Source organism: Streptomyces sp. DSM 116795 (assembly GCF_055792905.1).
Map to the genome: position 1 here is coordinate 6145559 of NZ_CM147707.1, position 19835 is coordinate 6165393.

Annotated in this window: 14 protein-coding genes and 1 riboswitch; of the genes, 6 read left to right on the forward strand and 8 right to left on the reverse strand. The window is 72.7% G+C overall.

Annotated elements, in window-relative coordinates; genetic code table 11:
- Nucleotide 1: 1 nt before the first annotated feature.
- From cobO to ACSMXX_RS26515, 7 genes are all read right to left on the reverse strand, one after another.
- Entirely contained in the window at nucleotides 2–601 is a 600-nt protein-coding gene (gene cobO / locus ACSMXX_RS26485) for a cob(I)yrinic acid a,c-diamide adenosyltransferase (RefSeq protein ID WP_473181194.1), read from the reverse strand.
- A complete protein-coding gene (locus ACSMXX_RS26490; protein WP_473181195.1) occupies nucleotides 601–2931 on the reverse strand; it encodes a putative cobaltochelatase in 2331 nt (776 codons plus the stop codon). Before ACSMXX_RS26490 ends, cobO begins: the two co-directional genes overlap by 1 nt.
- Before the next feature lie 88 nt (nucleotides 2932–3019).
- Nucleotides 3020–6694: a cobaltochelatase subunit CobN gene (cobN, locus tag ACSMXX_RS26495; RefSeq protein WP_473181196.1), complete on the reverse strand. Its 3675-nt coding sequence runs from the start codon at nucleotides 6692–6694 to the stop codon at nucleotides 3020–3022.
- A complete protein-coding gene (locus ACSMXX_RS26500; RefSeq protein WP_473184982.1) occupies nucleotides 6694–8238 on the reverse strand; it encodes a cobyric acid synthase in 1545 nt (514 codons plus the stop codon). Before ACSMXX_RS26500 ends, cobN begins: the two co-directional genes overlap by 1 nt.
- Before the next feature lie 71 nt (nucleotides 8239–8309).
- Nucleotides 8310–9272, reverse strand: a complete 963-nt coding sequence (locus ACSMXX_RS26505) for a cobalamin biosynthesis protein (protein WP_473181197.1) — start codon at nucleotides 9270–9272, stop codon at nucleotides 8310–8312.
- Between the two features lie 187 nt (nucleotides 9273–9459).
- Nucleotides 9460–9658, reverse strand: a riboswitch (cobalamin riboswitch).
- Between the two features lie 352 nt (nucleotides 9659–10010).
- Entirely contained in the window at nucleotides 10011–10238 is a 228-nt protein-coding gene (locus tag ACSMXX_RS26510) for a hypothetical protein (protein WP_473181198.1), read from the reverse strand.
- A 60-nt stretch (nucleotides 10239–10298) separates the two neighbouring features.
- A complete protein-coding gene (locus ACSMXX_RS26515; protein ID WP_473181199.1) occupies nucleotides 10299–11618 on the reverse strand; it encodes an anion permease in 1320 nt (439 codons plus the stop codon).
- A 234-nt stretch (nucleotides 11619–11852) separates the two neighbouring features.
- On the opposite strand from ACSMXX_RS26515, the gene ACSMXX_RS26520 reads away from it, so the two are divergent.
- The 3 genes from ACSMXX_RS26520 to ACSMXX_RS26530 all read left to right on the forward strand — a co-directional run bounded on the left by ACSMXX_RS26520 (nucleotide 11853) and on the right by ACSMXX_RS26530 (nucleotide 15702).
- Nucleotides 11853–12497 carry a class II aldolase/adducin family protein gene (locus ACSMXX_RS26520; RefSeq protein WP_473184983.1) on the forward strand — a complete coding sequence of 215 codons (645 nt, stop codon included), beginning with the start codon at nucleotides 11853–11855 and terminating at the stop codon, nucleotides 12495–12497.
- Between the two features lie 138 nt (nucleotides 12498–12635).
- Entirely contained in the window at nucleotides 12636–13910 is a 1275-nt protein-coding gene (locus tag ACSMXX_RS26525) for an alpha/beta hydrolase (protein ID WP_473181200.1), read from the forward strand.
- 259 nt (nucleotides 13911–14169) lie between these two features.
- On the forward strand, nucleotides 14170–15702 hold the full coding sequence (locus ACSMXX_RS26530; protein WP_473181201.1) for a hypothetical protein: 1533 nt from the start codon (nucleotides 14170–14172) through the stop codon (nucleotides 15700–15702).
- Between the two features lie 429 nt (nucleotides 15703–16131).
- Here ACSMXX_RS26530 and ACSMXX_RS26535 read toward each other — a convergent pair whose 3' ends face one another.
- Complete coding sequence (locus ACSMXX_RS26535; RefSeq protein WP_473181202.1) at nucleotides 16132–16527, reverse strand: VOC family protein; 396 nt, start codon at nucleotides 16525–16527, stop codon at nucleotides 16132–16134.
- Between the two features lie 215 nt (nucleotides 16528–16742).
- Here ACSMXX_RS26535 and ACSMXX_RS26540 point away from each other — a divergent pair, with 215 nt between their 5' ends.
- The 3 genes from ACSMXX_RS26540 (at nucleotide 16743) to ACSMXX_RS26550 (ending at nucleotide 19770) form a co-directional block, all read left to right on the forward strand.
- Nucleotides 16743–18341 (forward strand): ABC-F family ATP-binding cassette domain-containing protein, encoded by a 1599-nt coding sequence (locus ACSMXX_RS26540; protein WP_473181203.1) that lies wholly within the window; start codon nucleotides 16743–16745, stop codon nucleotides 18339–18341.
- A gap of 353 nt (nucleotides 18342–18694) precedes the next feature.
- Nucleotides 18695–18916 carry a helix-turn-helix domain-containing protein gene (locus ACSMXX_RS26545; protein ID WP_028435537.1) on the forward strand — a complete coding sequence of 74 codons (222 nt, stop codon included), beginning with the start codon at nucleotides 18695–18697 and terminating at the stop codon, nucleotides 18914–18916.
- A gap of 74 nt (nucleotides 18917–18990) precedes the next feature.
- Complete coding sequence (locus ACSMXX_RS26550) at nucleotides 18991–19770, forward strand: enoyl-CoA hydratase/isomerase family protein (protein ID WP_473184984.1); 780 nt, start codon at nucleotides 18991–18993, stop codon at nucleotides 19768–19770.
- Nucleotides 19771–19835: the final 65 nt, after the last annotated feature.

Here is a 19835-nt window from a genome sequence, read left to right on the forward strand (position 1 = left end):
CTCACCACTCGATGCCCCGCTGGCCCTTCTGGCCCGTGTCCATGGGGTGCTTCACCTTGGACATCTCGGTGACCAGATCGGCGGCGTCGATCAGCTTCTGCGGCGCGTTGCGGCCGGTGATGACCACGTGCTGGGTGCCCGGCCGCTCCAGCAGCGCCGCCACCACCTCCTCCGTGCCGACCCAGCCCCAGTGCATCGGGTAGGCGAACTCGTCGAGCACGTACAGGCGGTACGTCTCGGCGGCCAGGTCGCGCTTGACCTGTTCCCAGCCCTCGCGGGCCGCCTCCTCGCTGCTCATCTCGCCGTCCCGCTGGATCCAGGACCAGCCCTCGCCCATCTTGTGCCAGTCGACGGTGCCGCCCTCGCCGCTCGCGCCCAGGACCCGCAGCGCACGCTCCTCGCCGACCTTCCATTTGGCCGACTTCACGAACTGGAACACCCCGATCGGCCAGCCCTGGTTCCACGCGCGCAGCGCGAGCCCGAAGGCCGCGGTCGACTTGCCCTTGCCGGTGCCGGTGTGCACCGCGAGGAGCGGCCGGTTGCGGCGCTGGCGTGTGGTGAGTCCGTCGTCGGGTACGGCGCTCGGCTGTCCCTTCGGCATTACGCGGCCCTCCGGTTCGGCGGCTGGATGTGCCCGGTGTTCGCGGTCCCGGAGGCGTCCGGGGAGAGCGGCGCGGGGGCCGTGGCAGCCGGCTGGCTGCGCGTGCCGGTGGCGTGCCGTACGAGGTCCGTGACCGCCTCGGCACGCAGCTCCTCCAACGTCACGGCGCTGCCGCCCAGTTCGGCGGCGAGTGCGCCCGCGAGTCCCAGCCGCACGGGCCCGGCCTCGCAGTCGAGCACCACGGACGCCGTACCGTCGGCCTCCAGCAGCCGGGCCGCCCGCCGTGCCCGCTCCACCGGGTCGGCGCCGCCGGTGGCCCGGCCGTCCGTGACGGTGACCACCAGCGGACGGCGCGCCGGGTCGCGCAGCTGCTCCAAGCGCAGCACCTCCCGCGCCTTGAGCAGCCCCGCCGCCAGCGGCGTACGCCCCCCGGTGGGCAGCGACTCCAGCCGCGCGGCGGCCGCGTCGACGGACGACGTGGGCGGCAGGGCGACCTCCGCCTCCGCGCGGCGGAAGGTGACCATGCCGACCTTGTCGCGCCGCTGGTAGGCGTCCAGGAGGAGCGAGAGGACGGCTCCCTTGACGGCGCTCATCCGCTGCCGCGCGGCCATCGAACCGGACGCGTCCACGACGAAGAGGACGAGATTGCCCTCGCGTCCCTCCCGTACGACCTCGCGCAGATCGTCGCGGCGCAGCACCAGTCCGCGGCCGGCACGTCCGCGGGCCCGCTGATGCGGCGCCGCGGCCTGCACGGTGGCCGCCACATGCAGCCGGCCCAGCGTGCCGCGCGGCTTGCGGGCGCCGGTCGTCCGGCCGTGCGCGGTACGGGCGCGGGAGCGGTTGCCCGTCGCGCCCTCGCCGAGGCCGGGTACGGAGAGAGTGCGGGCACGGAAGGGCTCGGAGGCAGGCGCCGCGGGCTTCTCCGGCGCTGCGCCCGCGGACGTACCGTCGCCCGGCTCGCCGTTCCCGCTGTTCTCACTCTTCTCGTCGTCCCCGGCCGACGCGGTGGGGGTACCTCCCGCGCCGTTGGGCGCAGGGGGAGGCACCGGTGCCTGCTGGTCCTGCCGCTCGTCCTGTGCCTGCGACTGCTGCCCGGGCAGGGACGTCTCGCGCTGCGGGTCCCCTTCGGGTGGATCGTCCTGCGGGGGCCGTCCTCCGCCGTCGTCGGGGCCGTCCGGGTCCGGGTCGTCGTCGTCGCTGTCACCGCCGTCGCCGCCCTCGCCCTCGTCGGGGCCTGCGTGCTGCTGAAGCGTCTCGTCGAGCTTGTCCTCGTCCAGCCCCGGCGCGTCGAACGGGTTGCGCCTGCGCCGGTGCGGCAGGGCCAGCAGCGCCGCCTGACGTACGTCCTCCGCCGTCACGTCCGTGCGGCCCGACCAGGCGGCCAGCGCCGTCGCGGTGCGCGCCATCACCAGGTCCGCGCGCATGCCGTCCACCTCGAACGCCGCGCACGTCGCCGCGATCTGCCGCAGCGCCGCGTCACCGAGCCGCACCTGCGGCAGCAACTCCCTTGCTCCGGCGATCCGTCGGCGCAGCGTTTCCTCCTCGGCCGCCCAGCCCGCGGCGAAACCGGCCGGATCGGCGTCGTAGGCGAGGCGCCGGCGCACCACGTCCACGCGTTCACCGGTCTCCCGGGAGGCCGACACCTCCACCGTCAGACCGAACCGGTCCAGCAACTGCGGCCGCAGCTCCCCCTCTTCGGGGTTCATCGTGCCGACGAGCAGGAAGCGCGCCGCGTGCCGCACGGAGACACCCTCGCGTTCCACGTACGAGGAGCCCATGGCCGCGGCGTCCAGCAGCAGATCGACGAGGTGGTCGTGGAGCAGATTGACCTCGTCCACGTAGAGCACCCCGCGGTGCGCGTCCGCCAGCAGACCCGGCTCGAAGGCCTTCACGCCCTCCGACAGGGCCCGTTCGATGTCGAGCGCTCCCACGAGACGGTCCTCGGACGCCCCGACCGGCAGCTCCACCATGTGAGCAGCGCGGGACTCTCCCCCTGCTCCCCCTGCTCCCGCGGGAGGTGCCCCCAGCGGCGCGGGTGGGGGTCCCCCCGGCGAAGCCAGGGGGCGTACCCCCACCTCGGCTCCGCTCTCGTGCGGACCGTCGGGGCAGCCGGGGTCCGGCGCCGCCGGGTCGCACGAGAAGCGGCACCCGGGCACGACCTGCAGCCGGGGCAGCAGCGCCGAGAGCGCCCGTACGGCGGTGCTCTTCGCGGTGCCCTTCTCGCCGCGGATGAGGACGCCGCCGATGGCGGGATTCACCGAGTTCAGCAGCAGCCCGAGCTGCATGTCCCGCATTCCGACGAGTGCGGTGAACGGGTACGGGATGCTCATGCCCTCTTCCCTCCCTGGGACGGCCGCCGGCGCGAACCGCCTTGCGCGCGGCCGGAGTCGACGTGTGCGGTACGGGCGGTCGCGGCGGTCATCCGTCGTCCTCCAAGTCGCCCTCCAGCTCCAGATACATGGCCCGCAGCTGCTCCAGCGTCCGCGGGTCGGGCTCCGCCCACAGCCCGCGCTCGGCGGCCTCCAGCATCCGCTCGGCGATGCCGCGCAGCGCCCACGGGTTGGAGCGCTTCATGAACTCCTGGTTCTCCGGGTCGAATACGTACTCGGCGGCGAGCTTCTCGTACATCCAGTCGTCGACCACTCCGGCCGTGGCGTCGTAGCCGAACAGGTAGTCCACCGTCGCCGCCATCTCGAAGGCGCCCTTGTAGCCGTGCCTGCGCATGGCCGCCATCCAGCGGGGGTTGACCACGCGCGCCCGGAAGACGCGGTGCGTCTCCTCGCCCAGCGTGCGCGTCTTCACGCGGTCGGGTACGGCCGAGTCGCCGACGTACGCCTCGGGGGACTCGCCCGTCAGGTGCCGCACCGTGGCGACCATGCCGCCGTGGTACTGGAAGTAGTCGTCGGCGTCGGCGATGTCGTGCTCGCGGGTGTCGACGTTCTTCGCCGCCACCTGGATGCGCCGGAACGCCGCCTCCATGTCGCCGCGCGCCGGACGCCCGTCCAGGCCGCGCCCGTAGGCGTAGCCGCCCCACACCGCGTAGACCTCGGCGAGGTCGGCGTCGGAGCGCCAGTTGCGGGCGTCGATCAGCGGCAGCAGGCCCGCGCCGTACGCGCCGGGCTTGGAGCCGAAGATGCGGGAGGTGGCCCGGCGGCGATCGCCGTGCGCTTCGGTGTCCTCGTCCGCGTGCGCCCGTACGAAGTTGCTTCCGGGCGGCTCGTCCAGTTCCGCGACCGCTCGTACGGCGTCGTCGACCATGCCCACCACGTGCGGGAACGCGTCGCGGAAGAAGCCGGAGATCCGCACCGTCACATCGATGCGCGGCCGCCCCAGTTCGTCCGGTGGCACCACCTCGAAGCCGGTGACGCGGCGTGAGGCGTCGTCCCAGCAGGGACGGCAGCCCAGCAGCGCCAGGATCTCCGCGATGTCGTCGCCCTGTGTGCGCATGCAGGACGTGCCCCATACCGTCAGCCCGACCGACTTCGGGTACTCGCCCGTGTCGTCGAGGTGCCGCTGGATCAGCGAGTCCGCGAGAGCGCTGCCCACGTCCCAACTCAGCCTGGACGGAATGGCCTTGGGGTCCACGGAGTAGAAGTTCCGCCCCGTCGGCAGCACGTTGACGAGACCGCGCGTGGGGGAGCCCGAGGGCCCCGCCGGGATGTAGCCGCCGTCGAGTGCGTGGAGTACGTTGCCGATCTCGTCCGTGGTGCGCGCGAGCCGCGGCACGAACTCCTTCGCGGCGAACTCCAGCACATCCACGGCGTCGTCCAGCTGAACCCCGAGCACGCCGGAGACGACGGGCGCGGCCTGCGCGGCCGCCCAGTCGCGCGCCTCCATCTCCTCCACGAGCGCGCGGGCCAGCCGCTCCAGCAGATCGACGGCGTCCGAGGCCGTACGGGCGGGCCCCTCCGCCAGTTTCGTCAGCGCCTCCGGCACATCGGCGCGCGCACCCGGCTCGGCGAGCAAGTCGGACTCGGAGAGGCCGAAATGGGCCGCCAGCGCCGCCCGCAGTCCTGGCAGCGCACCCGAGACGCCGCCCCACACCTGCGCTGAACGCAGCACCGCCAGCGCCAGGTTGACGCGGGGTTCGCCCACCGGGCCGCCGCCGAGAATGTGCAGGCCGTCGCGGATCTGGACGTCCTTGATCTCGCAGAGCCAGCCGTCGATGTGCATGACGAAGTCGTCGAACTCGTCCTCGCCCGGCTGCTCTTCGACATGGAGGTCGTGGTGGAGCTCGGCGGCCCGCACGAGCGTCCAGATCTGGCTCCGTACGGCGGGCGCCTTCGCCGGGTCCAGATCGCAGACCAGCGCGTACTCGTCCAGCAGCTGTTCCAGCTTGGCCAGATCCCCGTAGGAGTCGGCGCGTGCCATCGGCGGCACCAGGTGGTCCACGACCGTGGCGTGGCCGCGGCGCTTGGCCTGTGTGCCCTCACCGGGGTCGTTGACGATGAACGGGTACACCAGCGGCAGATCGCCGAGCACCGGGTCCGGGGCGCACGCCGCGGAGAGGCCGAGGCCCTTGCCCGGCAGCCACTCCAGCGTCCCGTGCTTGCCCATGTGCACGACGGCGTCGGCCCCGAAAGTGTGCTCGATCCAGCGGTAGGCCGCCAGGTAGTGGTGCGAGGGCGGCATGTCCGGGTCGTGGTAGATGGCGATCGGGTTCTCTCCGAAGCCGCGGGGCGGCTGGATGAGCACGACGACGTTGCCGAACTGGAGTGACGCCAGCACGATTTCGTCCCCGTCGACATACAGCTCACCCGGTGGCTCACCCCACGTCCGAGTCATCTCCTCGCGCAGACCGGGGTCGAGGCGCCCGAACCACTCCTGGTAGTCCTTGAGCGGCACGCGCGCGGGCGCGGCGGCAAGCTGCTCCTCCGTCAGCCACTCCACGTCGTGGCCGCCCGCGGCGATCAGCCGGTGGATCAACTCGTCGCCCTCGTCGGGGAAGGTGACATCAGCTCCTCCGTCGCGGGGTGAGACGCCGTACCCCGCGTCGCGCAGTGCGTCCAGCAGCTTCACCGCGGACGCCGGAGTGTCGAGGCCGACGGCGTTGCCGACCCGCGAGTGCTTGGTCGGGTAGGCGGTGAAGACCACCGCGAGCTTCTTCTCCGCGTTCGGCTTGTGCCTCAGCACCGCGTGCCGCACGGCGATTCCCGCGACGCGGCGGGCACGCTCCGGGTCGGCGGCGTAGACGGGGACGCCGTCCGGGCCCTCCTCCTTGAAGGAGAACGGAACCGTGATCAGCCGCCCGTCGAACTCCGGGATCGCCACCTGCATCGCCGCGTCCATCGGCGAGAGGGCCGCGTCGGAGGCCAGCCACGCCTCCCGCGTGCTCGTCAGGCACATCCCCTGCAGCAGCGGCACGTCCAGTTCCGCCAGGGCCCCGATGTCCCACGTCTCGTCGTCGCCGCCGGCGGAGGCGTCACCGGCCCGGGTGCCGCCGGCCGCCAGCACGGTGGTCACCAGCGCGTCGGCCTGCCCCAGGATCTCGTAGAGCGCCGGGTCCGCGCTTCGCAGCGAACCGCAGTAGACGGGCAGTGCGTTGGCGCCCGCCGCCTCGATCGCCTCGCACAGCGTGTCCACGAACGCGGTGTTGCCCGCGAGTTCGTGCGCCCGGTAGAAGAGCACACCCACCGTGGGCGCCTCCGGCCGTCGCTCGTAGGCGCCGTGCACCCCGAACTCCGGCATGGCGGCGGGCGGTTCGAAGCCCTCCCCGCTCATCAGCACCGTGTCGGAGAGGAAGCACGCGAGCTGCCGCAGGTTCTCCGGGCCTCCCTCCACGAGATACTTCAGCGCCTCGGCGACCACGCCCGACGGCACGCTCGACTCGGCCATCAGCTCCGCGTCCGGCACCGCCTCCCCGCCCAGCAGCACCGTGGGCACCCCGGACGCCTTGAGCGCGGCAAGCCCGTCCTCCCATGCGCGCTTGCCGCCGAGCAGCCGTACGACCGCGAGGTCCACGCCGTCCAGCAGCCCCGGCAGATCCCCGGCCGCGTCGACCCGCGTGGGGTTGGCGATCCGGTACGGGGCGGCGGACGCGCGGGCCGCCAGCAGATCGGTGTCGGAGGTGGACAGCAGCAGAACAGTGCTCATCAAGAGGCTCCCGCGTGTTGTGCCTCCGGCGCGCCCGGGGCGACGAACGGCAGGCCCGTGGGCGGGCCCGACTCGATCAGCCGCAGCAGCGCGTCCGTGTCGGCGTGTTCTTCGATGAGATCGCCCAGGCGATCCAGTTGCTCCTCGCGCAGCGCCGCGAAGCTGGTCTGCGGCGCAGGCTGAAATCCGCCACGGCCCGCGTCGGCGGCGACCCGGCGCAGGAAGGCCCGCCGGAAGCCGTCGCTCTCCAGCGACCCGTGCCAGTGCGTCCCCCATACGGCGCCGTCCCGGCAGCCGTCGAGTGCCGTGCCGTCCGCGTCCCTGAACACGGCCTCGCCGCCCAGCACTTCGGCGACCCCGTGGTGGATCTCGTAACCCTCTGCGTGCTCGTCCAGGGCCCGGCCCGACGGCCGGGCGAGGGTCTTTTCGTGCGCGAAACGCACCCGTACCGGCAGCAGACCGAGCCCCTCGACGGTGCCGGCCCGCGACTCGACGTCGTCCTCGACGCGCTCTCCCAGCATCTGGAAGCCGCCGCAGACGCCCAGCACGGGCCGCCCCTCGGCCGCCCGGCGCCGCACCGCGTCCGCGAGTCCGCGCTCGCGCAGCCACGCGAGGGCCCGCACCGTGCCGCGGGTGCCGGGCAGCACCACCAGGTCGGCGTCGGCGAGCTCCTCGGGCCGGTCCGTGAAGCGGACGACGACGCCGGGCTCGGCGGCGAGCGCGTCGACATCGGTGAAGTTCGACATCAGGGGCACCGGCACAACCGCTATGCGCAGCACGTCGGTTCCGTACGGGGCCGACGGCGCCGACTCGCGGACGGTGCTGCGCAGGGAGACCCTCAGACCGTCCTCCTCGTCGATGCCCAGGCCGTGCCGGAAGGGCAGCACACCCAGCACCGGACGCCCGGTCAGGCCGTGCAGCATCTCCAACCCGGGCTCCAGCAGCGTCACATCGCCGCGGAACTTGTTGACCACATAGCCCGCGAGCAGCGCCTGATCCTGTGCCGCCAGCAGCGCCGTCGTACCGAAGAAGGAGGCGAAGACACCTCCGCGGTCGATGTCGCCGACGACGACCACGGGCAGCCCGGCGGCCCTCGCCAGGCCCATGTTGACGATGTCGCTGCGGCGCAGATTGATCTCCGCGGGACTGCCTGCGCCCTCGCAGATCACCGCGTCGTGTGTGCGCCGGAGCTCGGCGAGACAGTCGGCGACCGTGCCCAGCAGACGTTCCTGCTTGCCGGAGTGGTAGCCGCCGGCGCTCATCTCACCGACCGCCCTGCCCAGCAGCACCACTTGGCTGCTGCTGTCGCTGCCCGGCTTGAGGAGCACCGGGTTCATCAGGGCGGTCGGTTCGGTGCGCGCGGCGGCCGCCTGCATGGCCTGTGCCCTGCCGATCTCGGCGCCGTCCAGCGTCACGTACGAGTTGAGCGACATGTTCTGCGCCTTGAACGGCGCGACCTTCAGGCCCTTGCGCGTCAGCCACCGGCAGATCCCCGCGGTCACCACGCTCTTGCCCGCGTCGGAGGTGGTGCCGGCGACGAGCAGCCCGCCGCCCGTTCCGTCCGCGAACCTGCCCGGGGGGCGGCCGCGTCGCTCGCCGTGCGTTCCCGTGGGCGTCACCGGCTACCCCTTTCCGCCCGGCGGCCGGCCCGCAGCGCGCCGCCGGCCGACGTGACCAGCAGTGCCAGCGCGCCGACGCGCCGCGAGAGCCGCACCGCTTCGGCGATGTCTCCCGTACGTACGGTGCGCCCTTGGGAGTTGAGCACCGGGCGGTGCTCGGTGCGTCCCCCGTAGCTGAGGGTGCCGCCCAGCCGTACGCCCAGCGCCCCGGCGAACGCGGCTTCCACCGGGCCCGCGTTGGGGCTGGGATGGCGGCCTGCGTCGGCGCACCACGCACGCAGAGCCCCGCGCGGCGAAGGCCCGGCGAGCGCGGCGAGTGCGGCAGTGAGCCGCGCACCGGGCCAGCCGGCGGCATCGTCCAGTCGGGCCGCCGCCCAGCCGAAGTGCAGATGGCGGGGCGAGCGGTGACCGACCATGGCGTCGAGGGTGTTGACGGCGCGGAAGGCTGCCATCCCCGGCGCCCCGGCGGCCGCCCCCCACACCAGGGCGCCGACGACGGCGTCCGAGGTGTTCTCCGCGACCGACTCCACGACGGCACGCGCGATGGCGTCCGCGTCGAGAGCCTGGGGATCGCGTCCGCACAGATTCGGCAACAGCCGCCGTGCGCCCTCCACATCGTCCGCGTGCAGGGCCGCGGCCACGGCCAGCGCCTCCTGCCGCAGCCCGGTGCCGCCCAGCACCGTCCAGGTCACCGCCGCGTCGGCGAGCGCGGCGCCGCCCGCCCCGGCGAGGGCGCGTGCGGTGCGCGAGAGCGCTGTGACGGCCGTGACGGCGCCCGCGACGCACAGTGCGGTGTGCAGCGCGCCCGCACCGCGGTGATCCCGCCACAGGACGCGCTCGGCAGCGGCGGCGGCCCGGCCGAAGGCGGCCACCGGGTGCCCGCGGCGCGGGTCGCCCAGCAGCAGATCGCCCAGATGACCGAGGGCCGCGCCGAACAGGTGGGTGCGATGGGCCCGCACCGTCAGCGTGCCGTCGTCGTGCCTCGGAGAAGCAGCGCGGCGGCGCCGGGCAGCCGGCCGCGGTGCCGGGGGATGCCGCGGGCGCGGGCGAATGCACGGGCCGTGACGTGAACGGGAGCGGACACAGGTGTGGGAGAGGCTGGCAAGCCACGCATGACGGAGTCCTCACTCAGGGTCCGCGCCCTGGTTCGACGTGCCGGCGGTGAAAGTCTCCTGGCTCCCGGATCGCTGCGTCCCCCGGCCTTCCAGCCCGTCGAACATATGGGCCGTGGCCGTCGGTTGGGGGTGCGCTCCCCGGTGACAGTGGCGGGACCGCGCCGGACTCGCACCGGCTTCCTCTCCTGCCGCCGTTGGGCATTCGGCAGTCCACCACGTACCGGGAAGGGCGTCAACTCGCCGCTGACCTGCGACGGGAGAGTGTGAGCAGACACACGGGCAGGTGCACCGGGACATGACGAAGGGGGTACGGAGCAGCGCGCTCCGTACCCCCGAGGGGGTGTCTGCCAAATCCCGTCTGCTCCGCGGCGGCTTGCACGCACGCTCGCTGCGTTGTCAGTCGTCGGCGCAGCCCGCTGCGCTCTCCTCCCTCCGCCTTGCGATCGCACGCACCAGCCACCGCGGACCCCGCCCTGCTGGGGGTACCTCCCGGGCCGAAGGCCCAGGGGGAGGACGACGCTATTTGTCAGGCACCCCCTCGCCCCGGCGGCCGCCCTCAGGAGCCCGCCGTTACAGCGCTGTTCAGGGCGCGGTGATGATGTAGATGCCGTACGCGACGGCCGCGGCGCACAGTGCGAAGCAGGCGTACGCGCCGGTGCGGGCCAGCACGGAGGAGCCGCCGCCCTGTGCGCTCTGGGTCTTGCCGGCGGAGGCACCCACGATGCCGAGTGTGAACACGCCCACCAGGGCGACCGTGGCCACGAGGCTGACGCCGAATACCTGGCCGAGCGCTGCCCAGTCGATGTCCATAGCGTTTCCCTGTCTGCTGTGTGGTTGCGGAGGTCTGCGGAGCGAGCGGGGCCGGCCGGGCTAGCCGAGTGTGGAGGCGGTTCGTCGGCGCTCGGCCTCCGCGTCCGCCTCCGCGGGCTGGACCGGCACGGCGGCGTCCTCCGGTGTGGCGTGCGGACCGCCGTTGCCGTCCGCACGGTTGTGCGCCGCTGCCGCCGCCGCTACGGGCGGCGGCGCGACGCTGCGCAGCGCGGCCGTGACGACGCCGGCGGGCTCCGGCCCGGAAGTCCCGGGCAGCGAGACGTCGTTGACGTTGGTGTGGTCGACGGGCTGGCGGCGCGAGAGCACCCAGATGCCGCCGCTCATCGCCAGTGCGAGCACCGCGACCGTGGTGACGCCCCAGTCGCCCTGCCGCGCCAGCAGCGCCGCACCCGCGGCGACGAGCCCGGCCGCCGGAAGGGTCAGACCCCAGCCCGCCACCATGCGGGCCGCCGTCGACCAGCGCACGACGCCGCCCTTGCGGCCCACGCCGGAGCCCATGACGGCACCGGAGCACACGTGAGTGGTCGAGAGCGAGAAGCCGATGTGGGAGGAGGCGAGGATCGTGACCGCGGCGGAGGTCTGCGCGGCGAATCCCTGCGGGGGCTTGATGTCGGTGATGCCGTTGCCCATGGTGCGGATGATCCGCCAGCCGCCGAGATACGTACCCAGCGCTATGGCCAGGCCGGCCGAGACGATGACCCACATCGGCGGGTCCGCCTCGGGGGCGATCACGCCGCCCGTGATCAGGGCCAGGGTGATGACGCCCATGGTCTTCTGCGCGTCGTTGGTTCCGTGCGCCAGGGAGACCAGGGCGGCGGAGGTGATCTGCCCCGCCCGGTAGCCCTTGGCGGTCTGCTGCTCGTCGGCGTTGCGGGCGGCACGGTAGGTCAGCCGCGTCGCGAACAGCGCGGCGAGGCCCGCGACGAGCGGGGCCGCGATGGCCGGGATGAGCACCTTCATCACAACGGTGCCGCCGTTGACGGCGCCGAGGCCGACCGAGGCGACGGTGGCCCCGAGAAGGCCTCCCATCAGCGCGTGCGAGGAGCTGGAGGGGAGCCCGGCGAGCCAGGTCAGCAGGTTCCAGATGATCGCTCCGACCAGCCCGGCGAAGATCACTTCAGGCTGGATTCCGGAGCCTTCGTCGATGATTCCCGATGAGATGGTCTTGGCGACCTCGATGGAGAGAAAGGCTCCGGCGAGGTTGAGGACCGCCGACATCGCCACCGCGGTCTTGGGCTTGAGCGCCCCGGTGGAGATGGTGGTGGCCATGGCGTTGGCCGTGTCGTGAAAGCCGTTCGTAAAGTCGAACACCAAGGCCGTGACGATCACGATCCCGATGAGAAGCGTGATGTGTTCCATTCACCCAGACGCAATCAGCTCGAAGGTTGATGTCCACGTGAACGTAAGGATGGTGAGTGAACGGAAGGTGAACTGCGGCGGGCATACGGATGTCACCCCGCGACGACAACTGTGAGCGGCGTCACCCCCTGTCCCGTGCGCGTCTTCGCCCTCTCCAGCCGCCCCCGTGCGGCTCCGCACGGGGCACAGAAAGTTCGTGGGAGATGGAGGCAGAAGACTGTGGGATCGGCTGAAATGCTCAGCGCCTGGCGGGAGTTGGTGGACACCGCGCGCCGTACGAACGACGGGGGGCTCGTCGTGGGCACCTCCGGCAACGTCTCCGTGCGGGTGAGGGACACGGTGCTCGTCACCCCGAGCGGCGTCCCGTACGAGCGTCTTCACGACGACGACCTGTGCGCGGTGGACCTCGAAGGGCGGCGCACCGCCGGGAGCCTGTCGCCGACCAGCGAACTCCCCATGCATCTGGCCGTCTACCGGCACACCTCCGCCGGTGCGGTCGTGCACACACACGCCGTGCACGCCACCGCCGTGTCCACCCTCGTCAGTGAACTTCCCGCCGTGCACTACATGACGGCCGAGCTCGGCGGCCCCGTACGTGTCGCGCCGTACGCCACCTACGGCAGCGACGAACTCGCCGGGCACATGCTCGCCGCCCTCGCCGGGCGCAGCGCCTGTCTGCTGCAGAACCACGGCACGATCGCCTTCGGCGACGACCTGGCCCAGGCGTACGACCGCACCGCGCAGCTGGAGTGGATGTGCCGCGTCTGGCTGGCGGCCTCGTCGCTGCCCGGGCGTACGCCTTCGCTCATTCCGGACGGTGAACTCGACCGCGTGAAGGAGAAGTTGAAGGGGTACGGCCAGCGGCGCGCTCCGGAGTGAGCCCGGGGCGCGCCCGATTCGCCGGCCACCCCGCCGGCACCCTGCCCGCCGCCTCGGCCGCGCCTCGGCCGGGGTCTCGCACACCCGGGCGGCACCTCCTACTGGCCCGGCGGTCGCTCCGTCCCCGACACTGGCGGGATGCGTCTGCGAACCGCGGCCCTCGCCGCCACCTCCGTGACGGCCGCCGGTGCCGCGGCTGTCGCCGCCGGACGGTACGCCGCCGACGCGGCCCTGCGGCCCGCTCGTCCGGGGTCGTCGCCGGGGCGCGGGCAGCTGCCCGCGGGGTTCGGTGGGCCTCCGCTGACCGTGCACACCGTCGAAGACGGGCAGATCTCCCTCACCCGCTCCCTGACCGCGCAGCTCCCCGGCGTCTACGGGCTCGTCGGGCGAGACTGCCACGCCGTCGTCGGCCCCGTCCTGGACGGCGAGCCCGCGAAGGCGCCCGCCGACACCGTCGTACGCCGCCTGGAGTGGGTCGGGCACGGTGAACTGAGGCCCGGCACGAAGGTGTGGTTCACGCCGCAGGTGTGCGCGGACGACCCCGGCCAGGACAAGGACGGTGCGGACGGCGGGCCCGGTACGGAAGGAACGGACGGCATGCACGGCGTGCACGGCACGGACCGCAAAGGGGTCTTCGCCGGCAGCGCCGCCGCCCGTGCCGCGGTCGAGGTGCCTGGTGAACACGGCCCGCTGCCCGCCTGGTTCATGCCCGGCGAGCGCGACACCTGGATCATCACGCTGCACGGCCTCGGCGCCACCACCGCACAGGCCCTGCCCCTGCTCCCCTTCTACGCGGACCTGAAGCTCCCGGTGCTCGGGCTCGCCTACCGCGGCGACGCCGGGGCACCGCCCCCGCCCGACGGCGTACGCCACCTCGGCGGGACGGAGTGGCGCGATGCGGAGGCGGCGGTCGAGTACGCGGTGCGCAACGGCGCCACGCGAGTCGTCCTGCACGGCTGGTCCAGCGGCGCGTCGATGGCGCTGCGCGCGGCGGAGGAGCTGGGCGGCCGCCGCTCCGGCTCGGGCGCCGGTGGCGCCGGAAGGATCGCCGGCCTCGTGCTCGACTCGCCCGTACTGGACTGGTGGGCCACCGTGCGTGCGCTGGCGGCCTCACGCCGCACTCCGCGTGCGCTGCTGCCGCTGGCCGTACGGGCGGCGCAGGGGCGTGCACACGTGGAGCAGGAACGTCTCCGGCAGGTCGCGGACCCTGCCGCGCTGGACGTTCCGGCGCTGCTGCTGCACGGACCGGACGACACCGTCGCCTCTTGGCAGCGTTCGAAGGAACTGGCCGCTGCCCGTGAGGAGTTCGTAACTCTGCACACGGTTCCCAGCGCTCCGCACGCGGCGATGTGGAACGCGGACCCCGAGGCGTACGAGGAGCGGCTGCGCCAGTTCCTGACGCCTCTGATGTAGCTCACCGTGAGGGACGTACGGACTGCCTGCGGGAGACGGCCCGGGACAGTGGCAGCGGCATGACCGAAGCCCGGCCGGCGGCTGCCGTCCGGACCTTCGGCGGTGCCGTACGGAGGAGGCGAGCGGCAACCGGGCGCCGCCCGGTTTGGCACCTCAAATGCCCATCGCTGCGTGGAAATCAGCCCCGCCGCAGGAAGCGGATCCGGCAATTCCGGGCCCCCGTTTGGGGTTTGCCCCGCCGACCGTGAAGACTGCTCCTGTGACGCCGTCCCGTACCCCGCGAGACAACCCGCTCCGCCTCGTCCCCACGCGGCCGATCGCCGCGGCCCGGCGCACCGTGACCGCCCGCCGCGCGCGTCCGGCTCCGCCGCCTCCCGAGGGGCTGCCGCCGCGTGAGCAGCTCGCCCGGCAGGCCAGGGCCGCGCTCGCCGACGCCGTCGTACTCGCGCGCTGGGCCGAGCGGAACGAGGCGCTCCCGGGCAGCGGACCGGAACGTGAACGGGCCGCCGCCGCCCTGCGGATGCCCGTCGAACACGTACGCACCCACTGGGACCGGGCCCGTCTCGCCGGGCTCATCGAGCTGCACGGCGGCACCGCGCGCCCCGGCTGGCGGCTGCGTGCATGGGAGCGCGACGACAGCGCGGTGCTGCGCGGCTGGATGGCGCTCTTCGACGCCTGGTCCCTGGCCTACCCGGCACCGACCCCCGCCGACCCCGCGCTTGTCGCCGAAGTGGTCGAAGCCGCACCCCAGTTGCTGTCGGTGATGCATCTGACCGCCGGGCCCGTCACCTTCCCCGCGCTGCACGACCTGCTCGCCCAGCGCGTGGCCGAGCTGCGCGCGGAGCGCGACGCCGCCGAGGAGGCCTCCGCCCAGGAGGGCGCCTCCGAAACCGCCGACCACTCCGAGCAGGTGCTCCTGCCCGGCCTGCTCGACTGGGCGCTCGACGGTTTCGCCGCCGTGGGAGCCCTGACCCGCTGCGCCGACGTGGGGGCACTCCGCCGGACCGCTTCCCCTGGCTTCGCCGGGTGGGAGTCCCCCCAGAGCAGCGAGGGGGAGCGCCCCCAGGGGGCGCCCACCGCCGTTACGCAGGAAGCGCCGGACGCAGCGGCGGAGACCGCCGTACGGCAGGGTTCGGCGGTGCTCACCCCACTCGGCAACTGGGCGGTGTGGACCAAGCTCGAACAGATCTGTGTCGCGGCCCAGAGCCCCGCCGGGAACATCGAGCAGGCCGCCCAGGACATGCTCCGCGGCTGCGCCCGGCTGACGCCCGGCCCGGCACGGGACGAGTACCGCGCCTGGATCGCCGCCCGCTCAGGCGGCTCCGCCGTCACCGAACTCCTGGCGGCGGCCCGCGGCGAGGACGCCCTCATCCGCGGACTGGCCTTCGAGGCCCTGCGCGTCGTGGGCGCTCCCGCCGAGCCGGCCGTACGGGAGGCAGCCGCGGAACCGGCCCTCCGCCCTTACGCGCTGCTCTGGCTCGCCGAACTGGACGGGGCCGACCCGGAGGATCTCGCGGGCGGCGCACCGGGGGTGCTCAGCCGTCAGGAGGCCACGTGGCTGTGGGTCGACACCGCGGCAGCCGTCACCGACCACGGTGAACAACGGCTGCTCGTCGACCACTTGGAGACCGCGGTGCAGGGCACCGTCCCGAAGCTGCTGGAGGAGGTGCGCGCGGTCGGACACCCGCGCACCGTGCAGGTGCTGGTCGCCCTCGCGGCCGCACACCCCGACCCCGCCCTCGCGAAGGCGGTGCGCCGCGCGGCCTTCCAGGTGCACACGGGCGGCGTCTGACGCACCCGCGCACGGCTCGCGCACGGCTTCGCCGCGGTCGGCATGCGGTGCGCCTCCCCTTCCGCAGGCCGATGCCAGGTGAAGGCCCGGTGCTTGCTCCGGTGGACCAGGGCCGCGTTCGGCGTCGTCCCCGTTGCTCGGGTGTCGTGGCAAGGCCCCGCCGTGGAGCTGAGGGGACGGCGGATGTCCCCGCCTGAGCCACCCGGCTCGTGCGCCGGCCGTCGGCGCATCGGCGGAGAACGTTCGTCGGCACGGCAGCGTCAACGCGGCATCAACAGCGACGGCACCGGGCCCGCGGCCCCGACCGGAACCGCCCCTTCGTGCAACGCCGTTGAGGTCTGCCCGCCCAGATGACGGGGCCAGGTCCGGGACCGCCGGGACCTGGCGCTCCCCGCCGGGACAGGGCGCTCCCGCGGAAGGCGGACCGGCTCAGCCGCCAGGCGTGTACGTGCCGAAGCTCCACACGTTGCCCTCCAGGTCCCGCGCCATGTAATCCCGCGAGCCGTAGTCCTGGTCGGTGGGCTCCACGAGGATCTCCGCGCCCGCCTTGCGTGCCCGCGCACAGTGCGCGTCCACGTCGGCGACGACCACGTAGACCCCCACCGGGCCGGCTCCGCGCATCGCCTCGTCGAAGGCGCCGCCTGTGCCCTTGGTGCCCACCATCACGGCGCCGTTGCCGTAGGAGACCTCGGCGTGCGCGACCGCGCCGTCGTCCGTCTCGTACAGCGCGGTACGGCGGAAGCCGAACGCCTCCTCCAGCTGCGCGATGGCGGCCTTGGCGTCCTTGTAGAGCAGCGTCGGATAAAGCGTCGGTGCGTCGGTCATGCCACTCGCCTCTCTCCACGGTCACGGACCTCTCCACACAGAGGCAGCGAACGCCTCCCACTCGCTCCGCAGTGTGGCAGCGGCCACTGACACAGCCAGGGAAAGCAGTTGCGGTGCGCCGCTAGACTTGCCGCATGGCTACTCACCTGACGCATTAGCGACGTACGTACGCGCCCGTCCCCGTCCGTACGACCTCACCCTGCCTGGAGTAGTCCGTGATCACCGCAACCGGCCTCGAGCTGCGCGCCGGCGCCCGCATCCTGATCGAGTCCGCGACCTTCCGTATCGCCAAGGGCGACCGCATCGGTCTCGTGGGCCGCAACGGCGCCGGCAAGACGACGCTCACCAAGTGCCTCGCAGGCGAGGCCGCCCCCGCCGCGGGCACCATCAGCGGCGGCGGCGAGGTGGGCTACCTTCCGCAGGATCCGCGCACGGGCGACCTCGACGTCCTCGCCCGCGACCGCATCCTCTCCGCACGCGGCCTCGACGTCGTCATGCGCCGGATGCGGGAGAACGAGGACCGCATCGCACACGGCCAGGGGGCCACCCGCGAGCGGGCGCTGAAGAAGTACGAGCGGCTGGAGACGGAGTTCCTCACCAAGGGCGGTTACGCCGCCGAGGCGGAGGCCGCCACCATCGCCGCCAGCCTCGGCCTGCCCGACCGGGTGATGGGCCAGCCCCTGCACACCCTCTCGGGCGGTCAGCGCCGCCGTGTCGAGCTCGCCCGCATCCTCTTCTCGGACGCGGACACGCTCCTCCTGGACGAGCCGACCAACCACCTCGACGCCGATTCCGTCGTCTGGCTGCGCGACTTCCTCAAGACCTACCGCGGCGGCCTGATCGTGATCTCTCACGACGAGGCCCTGATCGAGACCGTCGTGAACAAGGTCTTCTACCTCGATGCCAACCGCTCGGCGATCGACATCTACAACATGGGCTGGAAGCAGTACGTCATCCAGCGCGAGGACGACGAGAAGCGCCGCAAGCGCGAGCGCGCCAACGCCGAGAAGAAGGCCGCCGCTCTCAACTCCCAGGCCGACAAGATGCGGGCCAAGGCCACCAAGGCGGTCGCCGCCAAGAACATGGCCCGCCGTGCCGAGAAGCTGCTGTCGGGCCTGGAGGAGGAGCGCCAGTCCGACAAGGTCGCCAAGCTGCGCTTCCCCGACCCGTCCCCCTGCGGCAGGACGCCGCTGATGGCGGAGGACCTCTCCAAGTCCTACGGCTCCCTGGAGATCTTCGCGGGCGTCGACCTCGCCATCGACAAGGGTTCACGCGTCGTCATCCTGGGCCTGAACGGCGCCGGCAAGACCACTCTGCTGCGCTTGCTCGCCGGCATCGAGGACCCGGACACCGGAAAGGTCGTACCGGGGCACGGCCTCAAGCTCGGCTACTACGCGCAGGAACACGAGACCCTCGATCCGGACCGCACGGTGCTGGAGAACATGCGCTCCGCCGCACCCGACATGGATTTCGTCGAGATCCGCAAGACGCTGGGCTCGTTCCTCTTCTCCGGCGACGACGTCGACAAGCCCGCCGCGGTGCTCTCCGGCGGTGAGAAGACGCGTCTCGCGCTGGCCACGCTCGTCGTCTCGTCGGCCAACGTGCTGCTTCTGGACGAGCCGACCAACAACCTCGACCCGGCCAGCCGCGAGGAGATCCTGGGCGCCCTGCACACCTTCACCGGCGCCGTCGTACTGGTCACCCACGACGAGGGCGCTGTCGCGGCGCTGGAGCCCGAGCGCATCATCATGCTCCCGGACGGCGTCGAAGACCTGTGGAACGACGAGTACGCCGATCTTGTCGCCCTGGCCTGACGGTCCGGCCCCCTCCTTGATCAATCTCTGCTGGATCATTCGGCCGACGCTTGATCCTTCATATGAGTGAGTGCGGCTCGTATCCCGGCGTGGCCGCCCGCCGTGCCGACGCACCTGTGACAGAAGCCCCGGTGGCGACCGCGTGACGAAGATCTCCCTCGCTGACCAGGACGTTCACGGGAGCCCGGCCGCGGACCGGGCAGATCCAGCCACCGGAATCCCTCGTTCCACCGGGAACGGCCCGTAGTCCGCCGGTCACGGCACTTCCACGGACCTTGCCGAATGGGTGGCCAGAAGCAGGGGGAGGGGTGATCATGAGAGTCACAAAGCGCACTTCCCATGAGGAGGCACGGGTGGCCGAGACTCTGAAGAAGGGCAGCCGGGTGACCGGCACCGCGCGCGAGAAGCTCGCGGCAGACCTCAAGAAGAAGTACGACGGCGGCGCGAGCATCCGGGCGCTGGCCGAAGAGACGGGCCGTTCCTACGGTTTCGTGCACCGAATGCTCAGCGAGTCCGGTGTGGCCCTGCGGGGTCGCGGCGGAGCGACACGAGGCAAGAAGTCCGCCTCGGCCTGACAGGGCTTCCAGGCATCGCTTCCGGTGGTTACTCTTCGGTTACTTGACCGCTGAGTAACCACCGGAGGATGTCGATGACCCTGCTGGACAAGGACGGCGTGCGTCTCGCCGTGGACGGCGCCGTGGCCACGGTCACGCTCTCCAATCCGGCCAAGCGCAACGTCCAGTCCCCTGGCCTGTGGAGGGCCCTCACCGAAGCCGGACGCATCCTGCCGGGTGACGTGCGGGTCGTGGTGCTGCGCGCCGAGGGCAAGTCCTTCTCAGCGGGTCTGGACAGACAGGCCTTCAGCCCAGGGGGGATCGACGGCGAGCTGTCGTTCGCCGATCTCGCGCACGCATCCGACGAGACGCTCGACGAGACCATCGCCCGCTTCCAGGAGGCGTTCGCCTGGTGGCGACGGGCCGACCTCATAAGCATCGCCGCCGTGCAGGGGCACGCCATCGGTGCGGGCTTCCAGCTGGCGCTGGCAGCCGACGTGCGGGTCTGCGCCGACGACGTGCAGTTCGCGATGCGGGAGACCAGCCTCGGTCTCGTACCGGACCTGACGGGCACGCATCCGCTCGTGACCATCCTCGGGTACTCGCGTGCGCTGGAGATCTGCGTCACCGGCCGCTACGTGCACGCCTCGGAGGCGGAGCGTACGGGGCTGGCGAATCTCGTCGTCCCCGCGGCGGACCTGGACGACGCGGTCGCCGATCTGTCGGCCGCTCTGCTGGGCGCTCCGCGCAACGCGGTCGTCGAGACCAAGGCCCTGCTTCAGGGCGCCGCCGGGCGCACCTACGACGAACAGTGTGCCGCCGAGCGGGCTGCTCAGACGCGCCGGCTCCGCGACCTGGCAGGCATCGGCGAGTGAGCCGGGCCGGGTGAGCCGGGACGGGTGAATCAACGGACCGGTCGGCGCCGGGTCTGCGGTCCGGG